This is a genomic window from Thermodesulfobacteriota bacterium (assembly GCA_026415035.1).
GTDB lineage: Bacteria > Desulfobacterota > BSN033 > BSN033 > UBA1163 > RBG-16-49-23.
In genome coordinates this window covers 58,927-82,148 of the sequence record JAOAHX010000004.1, presented here as the reverse complement: position 1 = coordinate 82,148, position 23,222 = coordinate 58,927, and the positions used below count along the sequence as shown (strand labels likewise).

General features: G+C 57.9%; 23 protein-coding genes and 1 tRNA gene. 18 read left to right on the top strand and 6 right to left on the bottom strand.

Annotated elements, in window-relative coordinates; genetic code table 11:
* Positions 1-118: 118 nt before the first annotated feature.
* From N3G78_04035 to N3G78_04000, 8 genes are all read left to right on the top strand, one after another.
* Entirely contained in the window at positions 119-664 is a 546-nt protein-coding gene (locus N3G78_04035) for a pyruvate ferredoxin oxidoreductase subunit gamma (protein ID MCX8117092.1), read from the top strand.
* Between the two features lie 52 nt (positions 665-716).
* Positions 717-1,010: a 4Fe-4S binding protein gene (locus tag N3G78_04030; protein ID MCX8117091.1), complete on the top strand. Its 294-nt coding sequence runs from the start codon at positions 717-719 to the stop codon at positions 1,008-1,010.
* A 2-nt stretch (positions 1,011-1,012) separates the two neighbouring features.
* The gene (gene porA, locus N3G78_04025; GenBank protein MCX8117090.1) at positions 1,013-2,188 is read left to right on the top strand and encodes a pyruvate ferredoxin oxidoreductase; all 1,176 of its coding nucleotides are present in this window, start codon (positions 1,013-1,015) and stop codon (positions 2,186-2,188) included.
* Positions 2,185-3,117 (top strand): pyruvate synthase subunit PorB, encoded by a 933-nt coding sequence (gene porB, locus N3G78_04020; GenBank protein ID MCX8117089.1) that lies wholly within the window; start codon positions 2,185-2,187, stop codon positions 3,115-3,117. The genes porA and porB overlap by 4 nt, the downstream gene beginning before the upstream one ends.
* A gap of 1 nt (position 3,118) precedes the next feature.
* Positions 3,119-3,607, top strand: coding sequence for an NADH-quinone oxidoreductase subunit NuoE (gene nuoE / locus N3G78_04015; protein MCX8117088.1), 489 nt, complete (start codon positions 3,119-3,121; stop codon positions 3,605-3,607).
* Entirely contained in the window at positions 3,594-5,465 is a 1,872-nt protein-coding gene (locus N3G78_04010) for an NADH-quinone oxidoreductase subunit NuoF (GenBank protein ID MCX8117087.1), read from the top strand. The genes nuoE and N3G78_04010 overlap by 14 nt, the downstream gene beginning before the upstream one ends.
* 36 nt (positions 5,466-5,501) lie before the next feature.
* Positions 5,502-6,215 (top strand): 2Fe-2S iron-sulfur cluster-binding protein, encoded by a 714-nt coding sequence (locus N3G78_04005; protein ID MCX8117086.1) that lies wholly within the window; start codon positions 5,502-5,504, stop codon positions 6,213-6,215.
* Between the two features lie 170 nt (positions 6,216-6,385).
* A complete protein-coding gene (locus N3G78_04000; protein MCX8117085.1) occupies positions 6,386-6,835 on the top strand; it encodes an Hsp20/alpha crystallin family protein in 450 nt (149 codons plus the stop codon).
* A gap of 51 nt (positions 6,836-6,886) precedes the next feature.
* Here N3G78_04000 and fsa read toward each other — a convergent pair whose 3' ends face one another.
* The 6 genes from fsa to N3G78_03970 all read right to left on the bottom strand — a co-directional run bounded on the left by fsa (position 6,887) and on the right by N3G78_03970 (position 10,372).
* Positions 6,887-7,540, bottom strand: a complete 654-nt coding sequence (gene fsa, locus N3G78_03995; protein ID MCX8117084.1) for a fructose-6-phosphate aldolase — start codon at positions 7,538-7,540, stop codon at positions 6,887-6,889.
* Positions 7,541-7,638: 98 nt separating this feature from the next.
* A complete protein-coding gene (locus N3G78_03990; GenBank protein MCX8117083.1) occupies positions 7,639-8,505 on the bottom strand; it encodes an OmpA family protein in 867 nt (288 codons plus the stop codon).
* A 341-nt stretch (positions 8,506-8,846) separates the two neighbouring features.
* On the bottom strand, positions 8,847-9,341 hold the full coding sequence (gene folK / locus N3G78_03985) for a 2-amino-4-hydroxy-6-hydroxymethyldihydropteridine diphosphokinase (protein MCX8117082.1): 495 nt from the start codon (positions 9,339-9,341) through the stop codon (positions 8,847-8,849).
* A gap of 26 nt (positions 9,342-9,367) precedes the next feature.
* On the bottom strand, positions 9,368-9,559 hold the full coding sequence (locus tag N3G78_03980; GenBank protein MCX8117081.1) for a twin-arginine translocase TatA/TatE family subunit: 192 nt from the start codon (positions 9,557-9,559) through the stop codon (positions 9,368-9,370).
* 86 nt (positions 9,560-9,645) lie between these two features.
* Positions 9,646-9,739, bottom strand: a tRNA-Sec gene (locus N3G78_03975).
* A gap of 144 nt (positions 9,740-9,883) precedes the next feature.
* Positions 9,884-10,372: a helix-turn-helix domain-containing protein gene (locus N3G78_03970; protein MCX8117080.1), complete on the bottom strand. Its 489-nt coding sequence runs from the start codon at positions 10,370-10,372 to the stop codon at positions 9,884-9,886.
* Positions 10,373-10,638: 266 nt separating this feature from the next.
* Here N3G78_03970 and N3G78_03965 point away from each other — a divergent pair, with 266 nt between their 5' ends.
* From N3G78_03965 to N3G78_03920, 10 genes are all read left to right on the top strand, one after another.
* Positions 10,639-12,417 carry an acyl-CoA dehydrogenase family protein gene (locus tag N3G78_03965; GenBank protein MCX8117079.1) on the top strand — a complete coding sequence of 593 codons (1,779 nt, stop codon included), beginning with the start codon at positions 10,639-10,641 and terminating at the stop codon, positions 12,415-12,417.
* 59 nt (positions 12,418-12,476) lie between these two features.
* Positions 12,477-13,259, top strand: a complete 783-nt coding sequence (locus N3G78_03960) for an enoyl-CoA hydratase-related protein (protein ID MCX8117078.1) — start codon at positions 12,477-12,479, stop codon at positions 13,257-13,259.
* A gap of 15 nt (positions 13,260-13,274) precedes the next feature.
* Positions 13,275-14,174 (top strand): 3-hydroxyacyl-CoA dehydrogenase family protein, encoded by a 900-nt coding sequence (locus N3G78_03955; GenBank protein MCX8117077.1) that lies wholly within the window; start codon positions 13,275-13,277, stop codon positions 14,172-14,174.
* A gap of 90 nt (positions 14,175-14,264) precedes the next feature.
* Positions 14,265-14,843 carry a TetR/AcrR family transcriptional regulator gene (locus N3G78_03950; protein MCX8117076.1) on the top strand — a complete coding sequence of 193 codons (579 nt, stop codon included), beginning with the start codon at positions 14,265-14,267 and terminating at the stop codon, positions 14,841-14,843.
* Positions 14,840-16,318, top strand: a complete 1,479-nt coding sequence (locus N3G78_03945) for an aromatic ring hydroxylase (protein ID MCX8117075.1) — start codon at positions 14,840-14,842, stop codon at positions 16,316-16,318. The genes N3G78_03950 and N3G78_03945 overlap by 4 nt, the downstream gene beginning before the upstream one ends.
* Positions 16,319-16,420: 102 nt before the next feature.
* The gene (locus tag N3G78_03940) at positions 16,421-17,623 is read left to right on the top strand and encodes an acetyl-CoA C-acetyltransferase (protein MCX8117074.1); all 1,203 of its coding nucleotides are present in this window, start codon (positions 16,421-16,423) and stop codon (positions 17,621-17,623) included.
* Positions 17,624-17,635: 12 nt separating this feature from the next.
* Positions 17,636-19,765 (top strand): 3-hydroxyacyl-CoA dehydrogenase NAD-binding domain-containing protein, encoded by a 2,130-nt coding sequence (locus tag N3G78_03935; protein MCX8117073.1) that lies wholly within the window; start codon positions 17,636-17,638, stop codon positions 19,763-19,765.
* A gap of 54 nt (positions 19,766-19,819) precedes the next feature.
* Entirely contained in the window at positions 19,820-21,139 is a 1,320-nt protein-coding gene (locus tag N3G78_03930) for an ABC transporter substrate-binding protein (GenBank protein ID MCX8117072.1), read from the top strand.
* Positions 21,140-21,276: 137 nt separating this feature from the next.
* Complete coding sequence (locus N3G78_03925) at positions 21,277-22,152, top strand: branched-chain amino acid ABC transporter permease (GenBank protein ID MCX8117071.1); 876 nt, start codon at positions 21,277-21,279, stop codon at positions 22,150-22,152.
* A 1-nt stretch (position 22,153) separates the two neighbouring features.
* A complete protein-coding gene (locus N3G78_03920; GenBank protein ID MCX8117070.1) occupies positions 22,154-23,194 on the top strand; it encodes a branched-chain amino acid ABC transporter permease in 1,041 nt (346 codons plus the stop codon).
* Positions 23,195-23,222: the final 28 nt, after the last annotated feature.

The following is a 23,222-nucleotide window of genomic DNA, read 5'->3' as shown; positions in this document are numbered from 1 at the left end:
ATCCCTTGACATGATAAACTTGAAGTGTTAACGTTAACGCATCAAATTTACCCTTCAAATCTTGAAGGCCAGAGGAAAGGTTCATTGCCGTTTTAAATTACTTTTTGAGGAGCCTTAGATGATCGAGATTCGTTTTCACGGAAGGGGAGGTCAGGGAGCGGTTACCTCTGCGGAACTCTTGGCCCTGGCCGCGATTCATGAAGGAAAGTATGCACAGGCCTTTCCCAGTTTCGGGCCGGAGCGAAGGGGAGCGCCTGTGGTGGCTTTCTGCCGAATCAGCGATGAACCCATCCGGGTCCGGGCCAATATCTACACCCCCGACATCGTCGTCGTCCTCGATGCCTCTCTTTTAAAGATCGTCAATGTGGCAGCAGGGCTGAAGGCGGATGGCCTCATCGTCACCACAAGCAAAGAACCTCCGGAGAAAGTCAAGGAGTTCCTGAAGGTGGGGAACCGGATCGGGGTGGTCAACGCCTCGAAGATCGCCCTCGAGATCCTCGGGCTTCCCATCACCAACACGACCATGTTAGGCTCGGTGGTGAAAGCCACCGGACTGGTGAAGAAAGAATCGTTCGTCCCGCCCTTTAAAGAACGATTCGGTCGAATCGCTGAAAAGAACATCGCCGCCTTCGAACGGGCCTATCAGGAGACCGTGGTCGTTTGATCCTTATTCCTTCCCGTTGCATCCGAAGGGGACGAAACAAGAGGTGAAAGAGATGACCAAACCCGAATATGAATGGACATGGAAAGAAATCCCTGTGGGCAATGTGATTCTGGAGCCGGGCAATGCCAGTGTCTATCGGACAGGGGACTGGAGGAGTTTCCGGCCGATCCTCAACAAGGAGCTGTGCGTCCACTGCGGACTCTGCTACATCTTCTGCCCGGATATGGCCTACAACCTCGACCAAGAGGGGTACTTCATCGCCGACCTCTATTACTGCAAAGGTTGTGGGATCTGTTCGAAGGAGTGTCCCACCGGTGCGATCACCATGGTGGTGGAGGAGGAGTGATTATGGGAAGACGGGTTGGAATGGAGGTTTCGGTAGCCGCGGCCGAGGCCGTCAGGCAGGCCAATGTGGATGTGATTTCGGCTTACCCGATCACACCGCAGACCCATATCGTGGAGCGTCTCTCGGAGCTGGTGGCCAACGGGGAGCTGGATGCGGAATTCTTCTGCGTCGAATCGGAGCATTCGGCCATGAGCATCTGCATCGGAAGCGAGGCCGTCGGGGCGCGCTCCTTCACCTGTACCAGCGCCCAGGGGTTAGCCTTGATGGCGGAGATGACCTATATTGCCTCGGGTTTGAGACTTCCCATCCTCATGATCATCTCGAACCGGACCCTATCCTCTCCCCTCAGCATTTGGAACGACCATAGCGACACGATGATGATTCGGGATTGCGGGTGGATCCAGTTTTTTGCCGAGAACGGGCAGGAGGTCTACGACCACGTCTTCATCGCCTATCGGGTCGGCGAGGACCGCAGCGTCCTGTTCCCGACCATCATCAATATGGACGGTTTCATCTTGAGCCACGTGATCGAGCCGATCGAGCTGATCGAGCAGGAGAAGATCGATCGGTTCCTCCCTCCCTACCGACCTCTCTATCCGCTCCATCCCGATCGACCGATCACCATGGGCGCCTTCGCCCTTCCGGCGATCTTTGCCGAGACGAAGAAAGCCCAGGAGGTGGCCTTGCGGGCCGCCTATCCGAAGATCCTCGAGGTCTGGAAGGAATTCGGCGATATGACCGGCCGATATTACAATCCCGTGGAGGCCTATAAGGCGGAGGACGCCGAGACCCTGCTCGTCACCATGGGGAGCATCGGGGAGACCGCTTCGGTGGCGGTGGATCAGATGCGCCAAGAGGGACGGTCGGTCGGGCTGGTCAAGATCCGCTTGTGGCGGCCCTTCCCTTTTGAGGCGTTAAAACAGGCCACCCTCCACGCCAAGAATTTGGTGGTCATCGATCGGTGCGTCTCCGTTGGCGGACCGGGCGGCCCGGTGGCCTCGGAGGTGAAGGCGGCCATCTATGGCGAGCCGGTCCGACCTAACGTCTACAGTTTCGTGGCCGGAATTTCAGGGAGGGATGTGGCTCCTTTCGACTTCATCAAAATGGTGGACAAAGCCGAGATCGAGATCGAGGAAGGCCGGAAGGACGGTTACGAACTTTACGGGGTGAGAGAATGACTGGAAACCTGAATGTCTTTGCCGTAAGAACGTTGACCCAGAAGGAGTATTTCGCCCCAGGCCACCGTTCCTGTCAGGGATGCGCCGAGGCCCTGGCGGTCAGGTTGGTCTGTAAGGCCCTGGGTCGAAATATCATCATCGCCGCGGCCACGGGGTGTATGGAGATCGTCTCCTCGCCCCTTCCCTACACCTCCTGGCGGGTGCCATGGTTTCACTGTGCCTTTGAAAACACCGCAGCGGTGGCTTCCGGCATCGAGGTGGGCCTGAAGGTCTTGATGCGAAAGGGAAGGATTCCCAAAAAGAAGATCGTCACGGTGGCAATGGCCGGGGACGGTGGAACGGCCGATATCGGCCTTCAGGCGCTCTCCGGGGCCCTCGAGCGAGGCCATGACTTCATCTATGTCTGCACCGACAACGAAGCCTACATGAACACCGGCATCCAGCGCTCCTCCTCCACGCCCTTTGGCGCCTCGACGACCACCTCACCTGCGGGAAAGTTGAAAGGTGGGCAGGTCACCTGGAAAAAGAACATGGCGGCCATCGCCGCAGCCCATAATATTCCCTATGTGGCCACGGCCTGTCCGAGCTATCCCATCGACCTCGTGCAGAAGGTCCGGAAGGCAGCGGATATCCAAGGGGCGGCTTATATCCACATCCTCTCGGTCTGCCCAACGGGCTGGAGGTCGGCGCCGGAGCTCTCGATCAAACTGGGAAGGCTCGCCGTAGAGACCGGCGTCTTCCCCCTTTACGAAGTGGAGCACGGGCGGTATCGGCTGAGCCTCGATTTCCCCCAGTTAAAACCGGTGAAAGAGTACTTTAAGCTCCAGGGGAGGTTTCGACACCTGACCGAGGAGATGATCGAGGAGATCCAGGAGCGGGTCCGGCGGGAATATGAGATTTTGCGAGAGCGCTCGAAGAGAGGATTCTAACATGACACATTCAGAGATCGAAACCATCATCGAACAATACGAGAGGAAGGAATCGGCCCTCCTTGCCATCCTTCAGGACATCCAGACGAAGGAGAAGTACCTTCCGCGAGAGGCCCTCGAATATGTGTCCGAAAGGATGGGCATCCCCATCAACAAGATCTATCGAATCGCCACCTTTTACCGGGCGTTAAGCCTCATGCCCCGAGGAAAGCATGAAATCTGCGTCTGCATGGGGACGGCCTGCCATGTCCGAGGGGCGCAGCGCCTGGTCGATCAGCTCAAACTGGAGTTGGGGATCCGTCCGGGAGAGACCACCAAGGATCAACAGTTCACGTTGGAGACCGTCAACTGCCTCGGGGTCTGTGCGTCCGGGCCGGTGATCTCGATCGATGGGCAGTACTTCGGAAAGATGAGCCCTGCGAAGATCGAGGGCACGCTGAAGAAATTCCGCCCCGACAAGAAGAAGGAGGGAGCCCATGGCAAGGCTTAATTCTCCTCAGGAGCTCGAAACCAGAAGGGAAGAGATTCTCCGCCAGAGGGATCCCCATCGTCCCCTCATTACGGTCTGCGGAGGGACGGGCTGTCACGCCTCCGGCTGTCACGCCGTGGTGGAGGCCTTTCAAGAAATCCTCAAGAAGCAGGCCTCCGGCAATGGGGTCGGTCTGCGGGTGACGGGATGTCATGGCTTCTGTGAAAGGGGGCCGCTGGTCGTCATCCATCCCAAAAAGGTTTTCTATCAGAAGGTGAGGCCCGAGGATGTCCCGGACATCTTCGAAAAGACGGTCCTTCAGGGGAAGATCCTCGAGGATCTTCTCTACCAGCATCCGACCACCGGAGAGAAGATCGTTTTCGAAGAGGAGGTCCCCTTCTACAAGAAGCAGAAGCGGATCATCTTCGGAAATAACGGGAGCATCGACCCCACCCGAATTGAGGACTATCTGGCCATCGGTGGCTACCGGGCTCTGGTCAAGGCCCTCTTTTCGATGAAACCCGAAGAGATCATCCGGGAGGTGAAGAAGGCGAACCTGAGGGGGCGGGGAGGCGGCGGATTCCCAGCGGGTCTGAAATGGGAGCAGTGCAGAAACGCCCCGGGCTCGATCAAGTATGTGATCTGCAATGCGGATGAGGGCGATCCGGGCGCCTATATGGACCGGAGCCTCCTCGAAGGCAACCCCCACAGCGTTCTCGAAGGGATGATCATCGGGGCCTATGCCATCGGCGCCCACGAAGGATATGTCTTCGTCCGGCACGAGTATCCCCTCGCCCTGCAGAACATCGGCATCGCCATCGAGCAGGCCAGGGCCTGGGGGCTTCTCGGCAAGGACATCCTCGGTTCCGGATTCGATTTCGACGTGAAGATCAGTCGGGGAGGGGGAGCCTTTGTGGCCGGGGAGTCGACCGCCCTGATGGCGACCATCGAGGGCAATGTCGGGGAGCCGAGGGCGAAACACATCCATACGGTCATCAGTGGACTCTATGAGCGGCCGACCAATCTGAACAACGTGGAGACTTGGGCCAACGTCCCCGTCATCATCAATGAAGGGGCGGACTGGTATACCCAGATCGGCACAGAGGGGAGCAAGGGGACCAAAATCTTTTCCCTCGTCGGCAAGGTGAACAACACCGGACTGGTGGAAGTTCCGATGGGGATCACATTACGCGAAATCGTCTATGAGATCGGCGGAGGGATTCCCGATGGGAAACGATTCAAGGCCGTTCAGACCGGGGGCCCCTCGGGAGGCTGCATCCCTGAGTCGCTGATCGATCTGCCCGTCGATTTCGACCGTCTCACCGAGGCGGGCTCCATGATGGGGTCCGGCGGGATGATCGTCATGGACGAGTCCACCTGCATGGTCGACGTGGCCAAATACTTCATGAACTTCCTCAAGGACGAGTCGTGCGGCAAGTGTACCTCCTGCCGGGAGGGGACGAAGCGGATGCACGAGATCCTGACCGAGATCACCGAGGGTCGGGGCAGACCCGAGCACCTCGGCCTCTTGGAGGAGCTGGGATGGGTCACGGCAGAGGCCTCCCTCTGCGCCCTCGGCGGGACCGCGCCCAACCCCGTGCTGTCGACCCTCCGGTACTTCAGGCAGGAGTACGAAGAGCACATTCTGAACCGGCGCTGCCCAGCAAAGGTCTGCCGGCCTTTGCTCCGGTACCAGATCCTCGCCGACCGATGCACCGCCTGCGGTCGATGCGCCAAGGTCTGCCCGGAGAAGGCGATCACCGGCATCCAGAAGACGAAGAAGGAGAAAGGGCAACCCTTCGTGATCGACCCGGCCAAGTGTATCAAATGCGGTCTCTGTTTCGAATCCTGCAAGTTCGAAGCGGTCCACGTCGAATAGGAGCATCGACCCCAACCCTTGGAGAAGGAGCGTCGCATGATTTCATTTACGATCGATGGTCAACCCGTGGAAGCCAAAGAGGGTTCCTATCTTCTGGAGGCGGCCCTCGATTTCGGTTTCGAAATCCCCCACCTCTGCTATAACGAATCGGTCAAACCCTACGGGGCCTGCAGGCTCTGTCTGGTGGAGGTGACCCGAAAAGGTCGGACCCGGATGACCACCTCCTGCAATTACCCTGTGATGGAGGGGATCGAGGTCTCGACCCGTTCGGAGAAGGTGATCCGGGCGAGGCGGCTGATCATTGAACTTCTGCTGGCCATGTGCCCTGGAGACCGTCTCCTCCAGGAGATGGCCGAGGAGATGGGAGTCCACGAGGTCCGGTTTAAGAAGGAAGACAAGGACTGCATCCTCTGCGGCCTCTGCGCCCGGGTCTGCGACGAGGTCGTGGGGGCCCACGCCATTCAATTTGCCTCCCGTGGCGATCGAAGGGAGATGACCACGCCTTTCGGTACGGAGCCGATGAACTGCATCGCCTGCGGTGCCTGCGTCGTGGTCTGCCCGGTCAATGTGATCGGGATGAAGGAAGAGGGTGATGAGCGGACGATCCTCCGGTGGAAGCGCACCTTGAAGATGAAGGCGTGCAAGGTGTGCGGCAACTATTTCGCACCCTGGTTCCAGCTCGAGACCTTCCGGGCCAAGGCGAAGCTCCCCAAGGATTTCTACGACGTCTGTTTCACTTGCCGAACCTGAGGATGGCCCCTGCCACCCCTCCTCCTAAAATCTGTCCATGAATTGAAGGCGTGGCCTGCGGACCGGTTGCGCAGGGAACTCCGTTGGGCTGAGGACTCGAAAAGGAACGGTTGAAATTTAGGCCAAGAGGACGTATATTTAGATAAAAGCCAACGGGGGAGGGATGAAGGATGGTACACTATGTCAAATGGGAACCCTTCCGCGACCTGGTCGCCATGCAGGAGAGGATGGCCCGGCTCTTCGATGAGACCCTTTCCCGTGTGTTCAAAGAGGAGGTCCCGAGAGCCGGCGGTTGGTCGCCTCCGGTGGACGTCATTGAACGAGAACACGAGGTCTTTTTGAAGATCGATCTCCCGGAGATGAGCCAGAGCGACATCGATGTGAAAGTGGAAGAGAATATGTTGATCATTCAAGGGGAGCGGCGGTTGATTAAGGAGAATCCAGAAGAGCGGTATGTCCAGATTGAAAGACCCTATGGTCAATTCCAACGAACCTTCGCGCTGCCCAAAGCGATCAACCAGGAGGAGATCAAGGCCTCTTACAAAGACGGGGTCCTCAGGATTAGCCTTCCGAAAAAGAAAGAGGTTCAACCCAAACAGATCACCATCGAGACGACTTAGAGCCCTCGATCCCTCCGGGGTCCATGCCTTGAGCCCTCTTAGAGGGCTTTTTTATTTTCGCGGCACCTTCTTCCAATCCTCGAGGAACCTTTCCATCCCGATATCGGTCAAAGGATGTTTCACCAGCTGCTCGATCACCTTATAGGGCAGGGTGGCCACATCTGCCCCGATGAGGGCGGCCTCCAACACATGGACGGGATGGCGGACGCTTGCGACGATCACCTCGGATTGGAGATCCTCATAGTGGTTGAAGATCGTCACGATCTGTTCGACGAGCTCCATCCCCCTCTGAGAGAGGTCATCCAGCCTTCCGATGAAGGGACTGACGTAGGTCGATCCCGCCTTGGCGGCGAGGAGGGCCTGGGTGGCCGAGAAGATAAGGGTCGTATTCGTCTTGATGCCTTCCGAAACGAGGACCTTGATCGCCTTAAGGCCTTCGGAGGTCATCGGAATCTTCACCACCACATTGTCACCTATTTTAGCGAGGCTCCTCGCCTCCTCGATCATCTCCTCCGCCCGAAGGCCGAGGACCTCCAAACTGATGGGAAGGCCCTGTATGATTTCACAGATTTCTTCGATCAGGGAGTCGAAGGGCCGATTCTCCTTGGCAATGAGAGAAGGGTTGGTGGTGACGCCATCGATCACGCCCATCTCAAAGGCCTTTCGAATCTCGGCCGGATTGGCTGTATCGATAAAGAATTTCATAAGTCGACCCTCCCGGAGGTAAAAAAGAGGTGGTGAGAAAATCCTCTCACCACCTTCGAGACGACCTTATCCAACGACGGGCCTCTTCTCAAAGGGGATTAGGGAAGGACCCTGAATTCGACTCTGCGGTTTTTGGAGCGGCCCTCCTCGGTTTTATTGTCCGCGATCGGTTTGGTCGCCCCATACCCCTTGACGACCAAACGGTTCTCTTCGATCCCGAATTTGTCCACAAGGTATTTCTTGGCGCTGAGCGCCCTCTTCTCCGAAATGAGCTGATTGGCTTTCTCATTGCCCGTCGGATCGGTGTGGCCACCGATCTCGACCTTCATGGCGGGATTCGCCTTCAGGACGGCGCCAGTGCGGTCGAGCGATTTGGCCATAAATGGGGTGATGGTCGTTTTGTTCGGGGCGAAGTAGATCGTTTCCAAAACCGGCACAGGTTTTGGAGGCGGCGCAGGAGGTTGAGGCGCCGGGGTTGGAGCCGGAGCCGGTGGAGGGGGTGCTGGTGCAGGCGGCGGAGGTGGTGTCACGGCAGGCGCAGGAGCCGGAGCAGGGGCCGGGGGGGGTGGTGTGGGAGCGGGGGGTTGTGGCGCAGGAGGAGGTGGAGTCGGAGGTGCTGGCCGAGGTGGCGCGGGTGTAACAGGGGCAGGGGGAGGCTGACAAGCCTCTGCCTCTTTGGCCAACTTCCTGGCCTCGGCAAGCAATTTCAAAGCCTCCTCTGTTCTGCAGGCGAGGTAGGTGTCAATGGCCTTTTTCCCGAGCTCCTTGGCCTTTGCGATCTTCTCTGGGCAATACTTGGCCCCTTCCGATCGCTCGGCTTGGGAGATGGCCGCATCGGTCTTGTCAAAATCCGAAGGGGGTAGGATCGCCCTGTAGGTGACTCCGAAGTGCTGTCTCGTACAGGAAGTCCCGAACAGGAGGACGAGGACCATCGCCAAGCCGCAAACCAACTCTCTTCTACTCATGAGATTCCCTCCTCTCCTCTGTCTATCCTTTAAAGGAAAGACGAAAAGTAAGTGATTTCATCGTAAAGATTTTTTGTGAGATTGTCAATCCTTTTAGCCATCTTTTTTCTTTTCTACCCTGTAATGTTTGGCACATTTTTCGCTACAAAAATATAAAAGGACTCCCCCTCTCTTCTTCTTCAATGCCAGGCTTTTGGGGATATACGTTAGACAATGAGGGTCCTGCACAAGCTCCTCCGCTCCTTGCGGGGGTTTCTTCTTGGAGCCCGTTAAACTCCCGATGAGAAAGCGAAAAAGCATGTAAAGGAGGGAGAAGAGGAGAAGATAAAAGAGGAGACGGGTCATGCAGGAATCAACCTTTCTACTCCCTGGTCCTCTTCGATCTCCTTCAATAGAAGTTCGACGGTCTTATTCAACACGGGGTGTGGAAGCTGGGGGTCGATCTCCATCAAAGGGATCAAGACGAACTGCCGGAGGTGTAGGCGGGGATGGGGGACCTGAAGTTCCTCCGTCTCGATCCTTCGATCTTCGAAGAAGAGGAGGTCGAGGTCGATGACCCGAGGCCCTCCCGGAAATGTTTTTTGGCGCCCTAATTTCATTTCGATGCGCTTCAGCGCCCGATGGAGGTCGAAAGGCTCAAGGTCCGTCTCGATCTTGATCACACCATTGACAAACCAATCTTGATCGGGGTAACCCATGGGCCTCGTCCGAAAGAAAGAAGACCTGGCCAAAAGCCGGTTGTGGTCGAGGGCAAGAATCTCTGAGATGGCCCTTTCACAAAAGGCGGTTTTGTCCCCGAGATTCGAACCGATCCCGATGTGAGCGGTGTATCCCATAGAATGGGTAAGTCGAAGGACAGAGGTTATTTCTTCTCCGGGATTTCTTCGGTTTTCTTCGGAGTGACATCGATCTCATCCCGTTCCCGGGTGGCCTTTTTGAAATTCCGAATTCCCTTTCCGAGGCCTTCTCCTATCTGAGGGAGTTTGCCAGCCCCAAAGATGACGAGGATGATGACCAGGATGATCAAAAGCTCCGGCATGCCTATTCCGAACATGGCCTCTCCTTTTTAAACGGTGGGGGGTTGGTTGATGGGCGCCCTCTTTCCCAGCGCCCTGCTTGAGGCACCGTCTCTGACTTTTTTGGCGGAAGTGCATGGGAATCGAACCCACCATCCCGGGTCAACGGGATCACTGGATTTGAAGTCCAGGAGGCCCACCAGGACCTGTCCACTTCCATTTATAGCCTAAAGGATTTTCCCTTTTAAGTCAAGGCACTGTATAATTCAAGGACATTTGTGACAATTTGAAAGCGCCCATAGAAGTCTTCCATGGCCTTGCTCGAAAGCTGTTTGTCTTTCCAAAGCCATATGACCGAACTCTTAAGCCTTGGGGGATCGTTTGATCCTCTTCCGCCTCTCCTTGCTCCGAAAGCGGGCATGACCCGAGGAGGGATCATGATAGACCCTCCCGGCCCTCTGAAAAAAGAGCTTATGCCTCCGGATGAGGTTCCCTATCGTGGAGACCGAAATCAGAGGAAATCCCTCTTTCTGACAATAGGCATCCAACAGAGGCTTGATCTTCTCCTTCCCCAGACGAGGATGCTCCTGACGAAGCTCCCGAATATACCCAATGACTTTAGGATGCACCGGAGAGGAACGCACCCTCCGAGGACGAGTCGAATGGGGAACCAACGCACTGAGACTCCCCTCCCCCTCCCTCAACCGCTTCCTCCACCGATGGATGACCTTCCGATCCGCCCCAAAGGCCTCCTTCGTCGCCGCCTCCCCGTAAACCTCATAGAATTTAAGGATCTTCATCCGCTGCTGGGCCACCTCACTCCCGCCAAAGCCCCGAAGGCTCCTAAGCATAGGCCAAATCCTCCTGTAGCCCCGTATTCCATGGAATACCGAATAAGCTCTGGCATAATGATCCATTATTTCCTACCCATGTCGCAAATGTATCTTAACTTTTTCAGGGGGGAGAGGAAAAAAAGAACCATTAAGTATTTTTGGTTTTGGGGGCCCCGTGATTCAGCTTAAAAAAAATTGCTTGACAACCCTTTCTGGTTTTTATAGATTAATGGTCGTTCATTAACCATTCTATTCTCAAGGCAAGTTGGATCAAGGAGGGGCTCATGGAACCGATCGTGAAAGGGGGAGCGTTTTTGATCGAGTCGATTTCGCCCGAGGAGGCCTTCACGCCGGAGGATTTCACCGAAGAGCAGCTGCTGATCGCCAAGGCGGTGACCGAATTCGTGGAGGGTGAGATCCACCCGGTGAGCGAGGAGATCGAGGAGAAGAAAGAGGGACTCCTGGTCCGCCTGCTCAGGAAGGCTGGGGAGCTTGGGTTCCTCTCGGCAGACATCCCGGAGGAATACGGTGGCCAGGATCTCGACAAGGTCACTTCCCTTCTCCTCTGGGAGAAGATGGCCCATGCCGGGGGGTCTTTTATGGCCACCTTCGGAACCCATACCGGAATCGGCTCCCTCCCCATTGTCTTCTTCGGAACTCCGGAGCAGAAGAGGCGCTACCTCCCCGGCCTGGCCACGGGGAAGCTCATCGGCGCCTATGCCTTGACCGAACCCGAGGCGGGCTCCGATGCCCTCAATGCGAAGACCACGGCCACCCTCAGCCCCGACGGGACATATTACCTCTTGAACGGTCAGAAGCAGTTCATCACGAATGCCGGCATTGCAGACCTCTTCACCACCTATGCCAAGGTGGACGGGACGAAATTTACCGCCTTCATCGTCGAACGGGGCTACGAAGGGGTTTCGGTGGACGAGGAAGAGAACAAGATGGGCGTAAAGGGTTCCTCGACGCGAAGCGTCATCTTCTCTGACGTCAAGGTCCCCGTCGAAAACGTCCTCGGGGAGGTAGGGAAGGGACATCTGGTCGCCCTCAACGTCCTCAACATGGGCCGTTTTGCCTTGGGAGCAGGAAACTTGGGAGGGGCCAAACAGGCCCTCCAGGAATCCGTCTCCTATGCGAAGAAGAGGGTTCAGTTTGGAAGGCCCATCGCCGAATTCGGACTGATCCGGCAGAAGATCGCGGAGATGGCCACCCTCTGTTTCATCATGGAGAGCATGGTTTACCGGACGGGAGGATTGACCGACCGAATCCTCAAAACGGTCGATCGGCATGCCGAAGACGCCATGATTCAGATGGCCAACGGAATCGAGGAATACAATATCGAAGATTCGATCAACAAGATCTTCTGCTCCGAGATGGCCGGCTCCATTGTGGACGAAGCGGTCCAGATCCACGGCGGGTATGGATATATCCACGACTACCCCGTCGAGCGGGGATACCGGGATGCCCGGATCAACCGGATCTGGGAGGGGACGAACGAGATCAATCGCCTCCTCATCGTGGATATGTTGACCAAACGGGCGATGAAAGGGAGGCTTCCGGTGCTCGCCGCCGCCCAGAAGGTGGCATCCGAACTTCTCCATCTCAGACCGAGGGTCGAGAGCGATGACGGGAGATTGGCCCTGCAACAGGAGATGGTCGAGATGTCAAAAAAGATCACCCTCCTCGTGACCGGCGCCGCGGTTCAGAAATATATGATGAAACTGGCAGAGGAGCAGGAACTATTAGGACTGATCAGCGATATGGTCATCCAGGTCTTCGCCATGGAGAGCGGACTGCTACGGGCGATGAAAACGACAAAAAGAGGGGGAGGCGAGAGGGCCCAGATCCAGAAGGCGATGGCCAAGGTCTTCGTCCACGATGCGTTTGAACGATTGGAAGGTTACGCCAAAAGGGCGCTTGCCGCCCTCGCCGAGGGCGATACGCTGCGAACTCAGCTTTCCGCTCTTAAGAAATTGACCCGCTTCACCCCCGTCAATACGATCGCTTTGAGACGGGAGATCGCGGATTATGTCCTCAAGGCGGGGAAGTATCCGTTTTAAGGAGGAACTGGGCCGAAGGGACTTCATCCGAAGCTTCCTAAGGATGGAAGGAGAGGAAGATGGACCAAAAACTCGCCTTTTACGAACTTCAAGGGCAGATCGCTATTGTCACCATCGATCACCCACCGATGAATGCCCTGGATGCTTCGACAAAAGAGGCCCTCGCCGAAGTCTTCGAGGAAATGGAGGATAGGAGGCAGGAAATCAGGGCCGTGATCCTCCGGGGCGCCGGTGAGAAGGCCTTCGCCGCCGGGGCGGACATCAAAACCTTTTTAGAGTTGTCCCCGGATATCGCGAGATGGCGGCTTTCGAGGAGCCACCAGATCTATTCGATCGTCGAAAACTTTTCCTGGCCGGTCATCGCCGCCATTCACGGATTCTGTCTGGGAGCAGGGCTGGAACTGGCCCTCTGCTGTGACATCCGGTATGCGGAAGAGTCGGCAAAATTGGGATTTCCCGAGGTCAATCTCTCCGTCTTCCCCGGAAATGGCGGGATCCCCCGCTCCCTCTATCACCTCCCTCTCGGAAAGCTTAAAGAGCTTGTCTTCACCGGAGAGATCATCAGCGCAACGGAGGCCCTCTCCCTCGGGCTGGTCGAAAAGGTCGTTCCCCCGGGAAAGAGCCTGGAGGCCTGCCTCGAACTCGCAGCCAAGATCGTCGAGAAGGGTCCCCTGGGAGTTTCATCGGCCAAGAAGGTGATCAACCGGGCCAGAGACCTTACGATTCAACAGGGACTGGAGCTTGAGACAGAATTGTGGTCCAGCCTGACAGCCACAGAGGATATGAAAGAGGGGGCAAGGGCCTTTCTCGAAAAGAGAAAACCCCGATATCGTTGCCAGTAGGAGGAATGGGATGCCGTGGAAACGGTGATGGTGATTGGAGCAGGGTTCATGGGTTCAGGCATTGCCCAGGTCTGCGCCCAAGCCGGGTATCAGGTCTACCTTTCGGACATCGACCCCTCGGCGATCGACCGGGCGCGTCTCGACATCCTGAAATCCCTTAAGAAATTGTCATCGAAAGGTCTGGTGGCCGAGGCCCCTGAAAGGACCGTCTCCAGGATCCTTCCCGTGATTGACCTCCGACTGGCCTCGGAGGTCGACTGGGTGATCGAAGCCGTCTTTGAAGACGAAGCGTTGAAGCGGCGCCTCTTTCAGGAACTTGACGGGACTTCCAGGCCCGGGACCCCTTTGGCCACCAACACCTCCTCCATCCCCATCACCCGCCTTGCCGAGGTGACCAAAAGGCCCCAAAGGGTTCTGGGCTTGCATTTCTTCGGACCCGTCCCCTTGATGGGGCTGGTGGAAGTGGTCAAAGGAGAGAAGACCTCTCAGGATATCTTCGAGCGGGGGGTGGCTTTCGTAAAGTCTCTTGGGAAGACTCCCCTTCGGGTCCATCGGGACATCCCGGGCTTCGTCCTGAACCGGATCTTCTCGGCCGCCTTCCGGGAGGCCGTGGACCTCGTGGATCAGGGCGTCGTCAGCCCGGAGGATGTGGATATGGGAATGAGGCTTGGCTACGGCTGGAAGGCCGGCCCCTTCGAAATCGCCGACAACGCCGGACTCGACACCTGCGCCCGGATCGCCAGAAGTTTAAAAGCCCTCGGCGAGGAGCACCTCGCCCCCCGTTCTGACTTGGTGGAGCGAATGGTGGCCCAAGGCCGCCTCGGGAGGAAATCGGGGTGGGGTTTCTATCGATACGGTCCGGACGGGAGGCACGACTTTCTTCTTGACAAAGGCGAAGGAAGCGAAGTAGATTAATGATCGTTCATTAATCTCAATGCTGAGTTTCTCGGGGTGGAAAAGAGCATGCCTAACTTTAAAGACCGACCTGGATTGCAAAAGGCAAAGATGCTGGAGGTGGCCCGGAGGCTCTTCTGGGAGAAGGGCTATCGGGCCACCAGCATGAGGGATATCGCCCTCGCCTATGGCTGCCAGCCGGCCAATATCTACAACTTCTTCTCCGACAAAGAACAGATCCTCTTCGAGGTCCTAAGGGAAGAGATGGAACAGATCATCCGGCCCATCCGCCATCTCGAAAAAGAGGATTCGGCGCCCCCCAGCGAGCAGCTTCGCCACCTGATCGAGTGCCATCTCAAAGTCACCCTGAGTTACCGGAGGTCTTCCCGGCTCCTGTTCGATGTGGCCCTCAACAACCTCTCCCCGGAACACCGGAAGAAGATCATCGAATACCGGGACCTCTATGACCGGATCATCCGGAAGGTCATCCGCCGGGGAATCGAGAAGGGGGAGTTCGCGGAGGTGGACGTGAAACTGGCCGGGTTCATGATCGCCTCGATGATCACCCGGACCCGGATCTGGTTCCATCCGAAAAAGGGGGCCACGGTGGGGGAGCTGGTCGACTTCATCTACCGGTTCGCCCTTCACGGGCTGAAAGGCCCTGACCGGAAAGGAGGTCCGAAGGGATGAGGACGAGGCAGCAATACCTCGAAGGGCTCCGAAAGATGAGGAGGAATCTCTACCTGAACGGCGAGAAGATCGCCCGGGACGACGAGATCCAGATGCCGACGATCAACACCATGGCCTTGACCTTCGACTATGCCCACGACCCGAAATACGAAGGCCTCTGCACGGCCACCTCCCACCTTACGGGCGAGAAGATCAACCGGTTCTGCCATATCCACCAGAGCAAAGAGGATCTCCACAAGAAACAGGACATGACCCGCCTCCTCTGCCAGGTTGCGGGCGGTTGCATCCAGCGGTGCATGGGGATCGATGCGGCCAACGCCCTCTATGCCGTCTCCTACGAAGCCGACAAACAGAACAACGGCGCCACCCAGTATCATCGGAATTTTATCCAATGGCTCGAACGATTTCAGAGGGAGGACCTCGTGGGTTGTTGTGCCCAGACCGATGTGAAGGGCGACCGGATGAAACGGCCGAGCGAACAGAAAGATCCCGACCTCTATGTCCGGGTCGTCGAGAGAAAGAGCGACGGGATCGTCGTCCGCGGGGCAAAGCTCCACATCTCGGAGGCCTCGGTGGCCGATGAGATCCTGGTCGTTCCCACCCGGGCCCTTCTTCCCGAAGAGAAGGACTGGGCCGTGGCCTTCGCCCTTCCGGCGGACTGGGAGGGGATCAAACAGATCGTCTCGGTTCACAACTTAAGGGAACGGCAACATTTTAAAAGGGGCTTCACGCCGGGCTATACCGACTCCTATGTCATCTTCGACGACTGCTTCGTCCCATGGGAGAGGGTCTTTCTCTGCGGGGAAACCCTCCACGGAGGGGCCTGCGCCCTCCTCTTCGCCCTCTTTCACCGCCATAGCTACTCGGGCTGCAAACCGGCCATGGGAGATTTGATGCTCGGGGCCGTGGCCCTGGCCGCGGAATATAACGGCATCGCCAAGGCCCCCCATGTTCGGGATAAACTGGCCGAGATCATCCTCATTTCGGAATTAGGCTATGCAGCGGGATTTACCGCCTCGGAGCTCGGAAAACCCGAGCTCTACGTCCCGGGCGTGGGGTTCGTCCCTTATGGCCCCGGCAGTTACATCCCCCATTCGATCTATGCCAACGTGGGCCGATGTTTGACCGGAGAGGCGGTCTACCGGGAAGCGGAGATCCTTTGCGACGTGGCCGGCGGCATTCCCGCCACCTTCCCCTACGAAGGGGACTTCCTCAACCCCGAGACAAGGGACCTTCTTTACAAATACATCACCCGAAATCCCGAGGTCCATCCTGAGGATGCGGCCCAGCTCTGGCGCTACATCGGAGACATCCTCTGCTCGGCAAGCGGCGGGATCCATCTGATGGGATCGTATCACGGAGGCGGCTCGCCGGTCATGGAGGCCATCGCCATCACCTCCCAGTACGACATCGAATCGAGAAAGAGGATGGTGAAACGGCTGGCAGGGATCGAGGATAAGAAGCCAGGTCGGTAAAAGGACCTATCGATGGCCTCCGAGGAGATCGAAGGAGCTCGTGGGATCGGCCCTCAAACAATCGTTGAACCGGCTGAACTTCAAGACAAAGGAGAGACGAGGATGAGAGAGGTGGTGATCGCCGGATACCTGAGGACGGCCCTTTCCCGATCGCGGCCCAACGATCCGGCAAGGGACTGGTTTCATAAATTGAGGGCCGATGAGCTGATGGCCAGACTCCTCCCGGAATTGATCAAACGGACAGGCCTCCAACCGGAGGAGATCGACGACTTCATCATTGGCTCTGCCTACGGCGTGAGCGAGCAATGGACCTACGGGGGAAGGACCCCCCTCTTTTTGGCCAACCTGCCGGAGAAGATCCCCTCCAAATTTGTGGACCAACAGTGCGGTTCGGGAATGGCCGCCATCCACATCGGAACGATGGAGATCGCCACGGGCAATGCGGACATCGTGATGGTGGCCGGATTCGAACACATGACCCGCGTCCCCATGGGCGCTCCCCTCAAGGAGAAGGGCATCGTCTCGTTAAACCCGTCGCTCTTTACCGATCCGGCTTACAAGCACTGGGATATGGTCACCTCAACCAATATGGGGCTCACCGCAGAAAAGCTCTTTTCTCTGAGGCGGATCACGAAGGAGGAGATGGACGCCTGGGGAGCCCGCGCCCATCAGTTGGCCTCGAAGGCCCAGAAAGAGGGGTTTTTCAAGGAGGAGATCCTGCCCGTGGAGGCCGAACAGGCCGATGGCAAGACGATCCTCGTCGATCGGGACCAGACGGTTCGGGACGATGCCACCCTCGAAGGGATGCGGGATCTTAAACCCGCCTTCAAGCCCGATGGGGTGATCACCGCCGGAAACGCCTCGCCCCTCAATGCCGGCGCGGCCTCGATGATCCTCATGGCCAAGGAGACGGCCCGGAAGAAGGGAATCGAACCCCTGGCCACCATCCGTTCCATGGGTTTTGCCGGTGTGGATCCGACCCTCATGGGGATCGGCCCTGTCCCGGCAAGCCGCATCGCCCTCGAGCGAGCAGGGCTTCAGGTCAAGGACATCGACTACTGGGAGATCAACGAGGCCTTCGCCATCGTCACCCTCAACTGCATCAAGGAGTTGGGCATCGATCCCGACCGCGTCAACGTCATGGGAGGGGGCATCGCCATCGGACATGCCCTCGGAGCCACGGGCATCCGCCTCGTGGGGACCCTTGCCCGGATCCTTAAGGTAAAGAACGGCCGCTACGGCCTGGCCAATGCCTGCGTGGGCGGCGGTCAGGGAGTGGCGACCGTGATCGAACGAGAGGGATAGCCCGGAGGAAAGATGAGAACCGAGTACCGAACGTTAAAAGTCGAACTGGATGGGGGAGTGGCGGTCCTGACCTTAAATAATCCGCCTGTTAATCAGCTCTCCAAACCCTTCGTAGAGGAGATGCGGATGGCCTTCGAAGAGGCCTTCAAAGAGGATGAGGTCAAGGCGGTCGTCCTCACGGGGACCGAAAAGAACTTTATCGCAGGCGCGGACATCACGGAGATCCAGCCCTTTAAAGAGAAGGAGGCCCTCCTCCCCTTCGTCATGGAGAACAACCGGTTTCTCAACTCGATCGAACTGGGACCCAAACCGGTGATCGCCGCCATCAACGGCAACTGCCTCGGCGGCGGCCTCGAGACCGCCATGGCATGCCACTACCGGATCGCAGCGGAGGGGGTTCAGATCGGACAGCCCGAGGTCCAGATTGGCCTGATCCCCGGAGCGGGCGGGACCCAGAGGCTTCCCAGGCTGGTTGGACTTCCCGATGCCTTACAGATGATCGCGACCGGCCAGCCCATCTCCGCAGAGGAGGGGTTGAAAAAGGGGTGTATCGACGAGGTCGTCCCCCTGAACTCTCTCCTCCCCAAGGCCCTGGAGGCGGCCCGGCGCTTCATCTCCGGCCAGTGGTCTCATAAAGACCGGATCACCCGCTTCCGAAAGGATAAACTTCCCAATTTCGTCTCCAAGAAGATGATCCTCTCCTATGCCCGGGCCGAGGCCGAGAAGAAGGGAAAGGGCTACATCGCGCCCTTCAAGGCGATCGAGGCGGTCGAACGGGGCCTCTCGGACGACTTCGAGGCCGACCTGAAGATCGAGGCTGAGCTCTTCTGCGAGTGCGCGGTCTCGGATGTAGCAAAGAACCTCATCGGGATCTTCCTCCATACGAGGGCTGCAGGCAGGCTTCCGAGGATCAAAGGGATCGAACCCCAGCCTATCCAAACGGTCGCCATGCTCGGCGGAGGCACGATGGGCTCGGGCATCTGCAACCTCCTTCTCAGCAACGGTTTTCGGACCATCCTCTGGGACATCGACGAGGAGGCGATCCAGAAGGGGCTTGCCGCCATCCGGAAGACCTTCGACTACCCCATCAAGAAGGGAAAGATGTCCCAGGAGGAACGGGAACGGCTGATGGGAGAACGGCTCCTCCCCACCACCGACCTCGGGGAGCTGGCTCCCGTGGACCTCGTCATCGAGGCGGTTCTCGAGGATATGGAGATCAAACAGGGATTGTGGAAAAAACTGGAAGGGATCTGTCGTCCCAGCGTGATCTTCGGCACCAACACTTCAGCCCTTCCCATCACGGAAATGGCCTCGGTCTTGGAAGACCCGGGCCGAATGATCGGGCTTCACTTCTTCAATCCCGCGGAGCGGATGCAACTGCTCGAGATCATCTGCGGAAGGAAGACCTCCGATCAAACCCTGGCCACGAGCGTGGCCTTTGCGCGGGCGATCCGGAAGATCCCGATCGTGGTCAACGACGGCCCTGGCTTCTATGTCTCGAGACAATTGGGCGCCCTCCTGGGAGAATCGACCTTCCTGGTGGGCGAGGGCGTCGATCCAGCCCAGATCGAGGAGGCCGTCCTCGACTTCGGCCTTCCCATGGGGCCCGCCACCCTCGGTGACCTCACCGGCCTCGACATCAACTACCACGTGATCAAGAATTTCGAGCGAAACCTCGGGGAGCGCTGGACCGTCTCGCCCATTTACGAACGGATCTATCAGACCGGATGTTTCGGCCGGAAGACCGGGGCCGGCTGGTACGATTACAGCGGAGAAAAGCCGGTTCCCAACCCAAAAGTCCTCGAGGTGATCCGAAGGTATTGGAAGGAGAAGGGCATTCAACCGAAGAAGGTTTCGAACAAAGAGATCATAGAGCGGATGCTTGCCAGGGCCATCAACGAGGCCGCCTACATGATCGAGGAGGGGATCTGCGACAGGCCCCAGGACATGGACCTCGCCATGGTCTATGGCACGGGGTTTCCGCCCTATCGGGGTGGGATCCTCCGCTATGCCGATTCATGGGGGATCCGCAATGTGTATGAACATCTTCTGAAACTGGAGAGGGAGCATGGGGTTCGGTTCAAGCCCTCGGCCTTGCTCAAAGAGATGGCCGAAGCCGGAAGGACGTTCTATGAAGGGTAGCCACGCCCTTCAACCTGAGGGATCCGAGATCCAAAAAGAAAGGAGGGTCTGAAGATGGAGAGGTGGAAAAGAGGACTTCTGATGATGGGGATCGTCGTCTTATCTTTATCATTTTCTTTCGCGGACTCTTTGGGGCAGGACGTGATCAAGATCGGCGTCATCGGCCCGATGAAATTCGTCCAGGGCATCGGCCACTGGAACGGAGCGACCATGGCCGCCGAGGAGCTCAATGCCAAAGGCGGGATCCAGGTCGGCCCGAAAAAGATGAAGGTGGAATTGGTCCAGGCCGACTCCAATGAATTCTTGAGCATCCCCGATGCCACCACGGCCATGGAACGGCTCATCACGAGGGACAAGGTCCATTTCATCGTGGGAGGCTTCAGGACGGAAGCGGTTCTGGCCATGCAGGACATCGCCATGGAGCACAAGAAGATCTTCATCGGCGTCGGCGCGGCCCACGACGAGCTCTGTCTGAGGGTGGCGAAGGATTATAAAACGTACAAATACTGGTTCCGGGGCTCACCCTTCAATTCTACCTTCCTCGGCCGGACGAGCTTCATCCATTTAGGGACGGTGGGGGCCATCCTGAAAGGTTCTCTCAACATCCCAAAGGTGAAGGTGGCGATCGCCGCCGAAAAGGCCGAATGGACCGAACCCATGATCAAGGCGGCGGAGACGGCCATCCCGGGCATGGGGATGGAGCTCGCAGGCGTCTGGAGACCCTCCCAGGTGGCCACCGACGTGACAGCGGAGCTCTCCGCCATTCAGCGCTCCGAGGCCCACATCATCTTCACGATCTTCTCGGCCACCGTCGGGATTCCCTTTGCGAGACAGGCAGGGGAGCTGAAGATCCCGGCTGTCCAGGTCGGAATCAACGTCGAGGCCCAGAAGGACGGCTTCTGGCAGGCCACCCGAGGGATGGGAAACTATGTGGCCACGATGAACACCTACGCCCGGGGGGTCGAGGTGAACGAATTGACCAAGCCCTTCGTCGACACCTATGTCAAACGATTCGGCGAGACGCCGACCTATACGGCCGATACGTATGCGGCCATCGTCTATGGACTTGCGCCGACCATCGAACAGGCGGGCTCCCTCGACCCGGACAAGATCGTCTCCATCCTCGAGGAACGGGTCTACAAGACCCCTTCCGGAACGATCAAATACATGAAGGATGCCCAGGGGAGACACCTCCACGAATTGACCTGGGGACCTGGTTACCTGACCGCCCTCGGCGTCCAGTGGCAGGACGGCGAGCTGAAGGCCTTCTGGCCCAATCGCTGGAAACCGACTGCAGAGGCGCCCGAGATCACCTACAAAGGGGTGGTCCCATACAAGATCCCACCCTGGGTGGTGGAAAAGTATAAGAAATAGGCCGTACAGATCCGAAGGCCGAATATCGCCATTGGAAATCGCCTCGGAGAGCCGAAGGTCGCTACTCTCGAATAAGCTCAACCCGATCTGAAAGTTGGCTCCGGTTTTCGGATTCCGAGCCTCCAATTTTAACGAAGATGTCCCTTCTCATCGACATCCTGGTGAGCGGCCTGATCAGCGGAAGCATGCTGGCCCTTCTCGCCATCGGCTTCTCCCTGATCTTCGGCGTGGCGCGCATCGTCAATATCGCGCATACCGCCTTCTACATGGTGGCTTCGTACTTCATCTATTTCATCACCACCCGGATGGGGATGGCCCCTCTATGGGCGATGCTGGCCGCGGTCGTTCTGGTGACGGGATTAGGCCTCCTCTCCTTCCAGCTTCTCATCCATCCCATCCGGGAGCATCACGGAGCGGTGCTGATCGCCACCATCGCCCTGGCCATGATCTTCCAGGAGGCCATGTCCCTCCTCTTCGGGAGCTCCTACCTGAGCGTCCCCTCCCTGATCAAGGGATACTTCATCCTGCTCGGGGTGAAGGTCTTCTATCAACAGCTGCTGACCTTCGGGGTGGCCCTCCTCATCCTGGCCGGCCTCTGGGCCCTCTTGATGAAGACGAAATTGGGCCTGGCCATCCGCTCCACCGCTCAGGACAGGGAGGTGGCCAACCTCATGGGGATCGATGAATCTCGGGTCGCCCTCTTGACCATGGGACTCTCCGTAGGGCTGGCAGCCGTGACCGGGGCCATCATCGTCCCTCTGAAGGTCTTGGAACCCCACATGTGGATGCACCCCCTCATCATGATGATGGCCGTGGTCGTCCTGGGAGGACTGGGAAGCCTCAAGGGGAGCTTTCTGGGGGCCTATATCCTCGGCTTCGCCGAAGCTTTGGTCGTCTTTCTCGCTCCCATGGGAGCCTTCTTAAAGGGCTCGGTGGCCCTCTCCATCATGATCCTGGCCCTCCTTCTCAGGCCCGAGGGCCTCTTCGGTGTGGCTTTTGAGGAGGAGAGGTAGGATGACCTTCATCGCCTTCTATCTACGAAGACTCCTTACCATTTTGAGGAAAGAGGTCTTCGTCCTCCCCTTCCGCATTGCCGTTCTGGGCTTCTTCGCCATCCTCCTCCTGCTGCCCCTCTTCACGGAAGACCCCTACCTCCTCCGCATCCTCACCCTCACCAGCATCTTCGCCCTCCTGGCCGCAAGCTGGGACCTTCTCTCCGGATTTACCGGACAGATGAATTTCGGACACGCCCTCTTCTTCGGGGTGGGCGCCTATGGGGCGGCCCTGCTCAATAAACATATGGCCATCCCTCCTTGGGGGACGATCCCTCTCGGTGCCCTGGCCGCGGTCCTGGCCGGATTGATCATCGGCATCCCCTGTTTGAGGCTGCGGGGGACTTATTTGGCCCTGGCCACCCTCGCCTTTCCCATCATCCTCTTGGGGATCGTCTTTGCCTTCCCCGACTTCACGGGAGGGGAACTCGGGATCTCAGGGATCGCGAGGTTGGCCCGCTCCCGCATCGTCAGTTACTACATCGTGGTCGTCGTCATGCTCGGCCTCTGCACGGTCATGTGGAAGATCACCGATTCCAAAACGGGCATCCTCTTCCACGCCATCCGGGAGGACGAGCTGGCGGTCAGGGCCTCGGGCATCAATACCACCCGATACAAGCTCCTGGCCTTCTCCATCAGCGGCTTCTTTGCGGGCATCGCCGGTGGCCTCTACGCCCACTTCATGAGGGTGGCCGGGCCATCGACGCTCGAGGTCTCCCTCTCCTTTCAGGTCGTCATCTGGGCCATCTTCGGAGGCATCGCGACGATCTATGGACCGGTGGGCGGCGTCTTCGTCCTCTTCCCTCTGATGGAGATCCTCCGGTTCTGGCAGGAGTACCGAATCCTGATCTTCGCCTTGATCGTCCTGATCATCCTCCTCTACATGCCTGACGGGCTCTTCCGGTGGCTGAGGGAGAAGACCGAGAAGGAGTGTCCTCGATGCAAGATCCGAAACGTGGCCTTTCGCCAAACCTGCCGCATCTGCACGGCAGCGCTCGATTAAAACCTTTTGTCTCCGGTTGCAGAGGGGA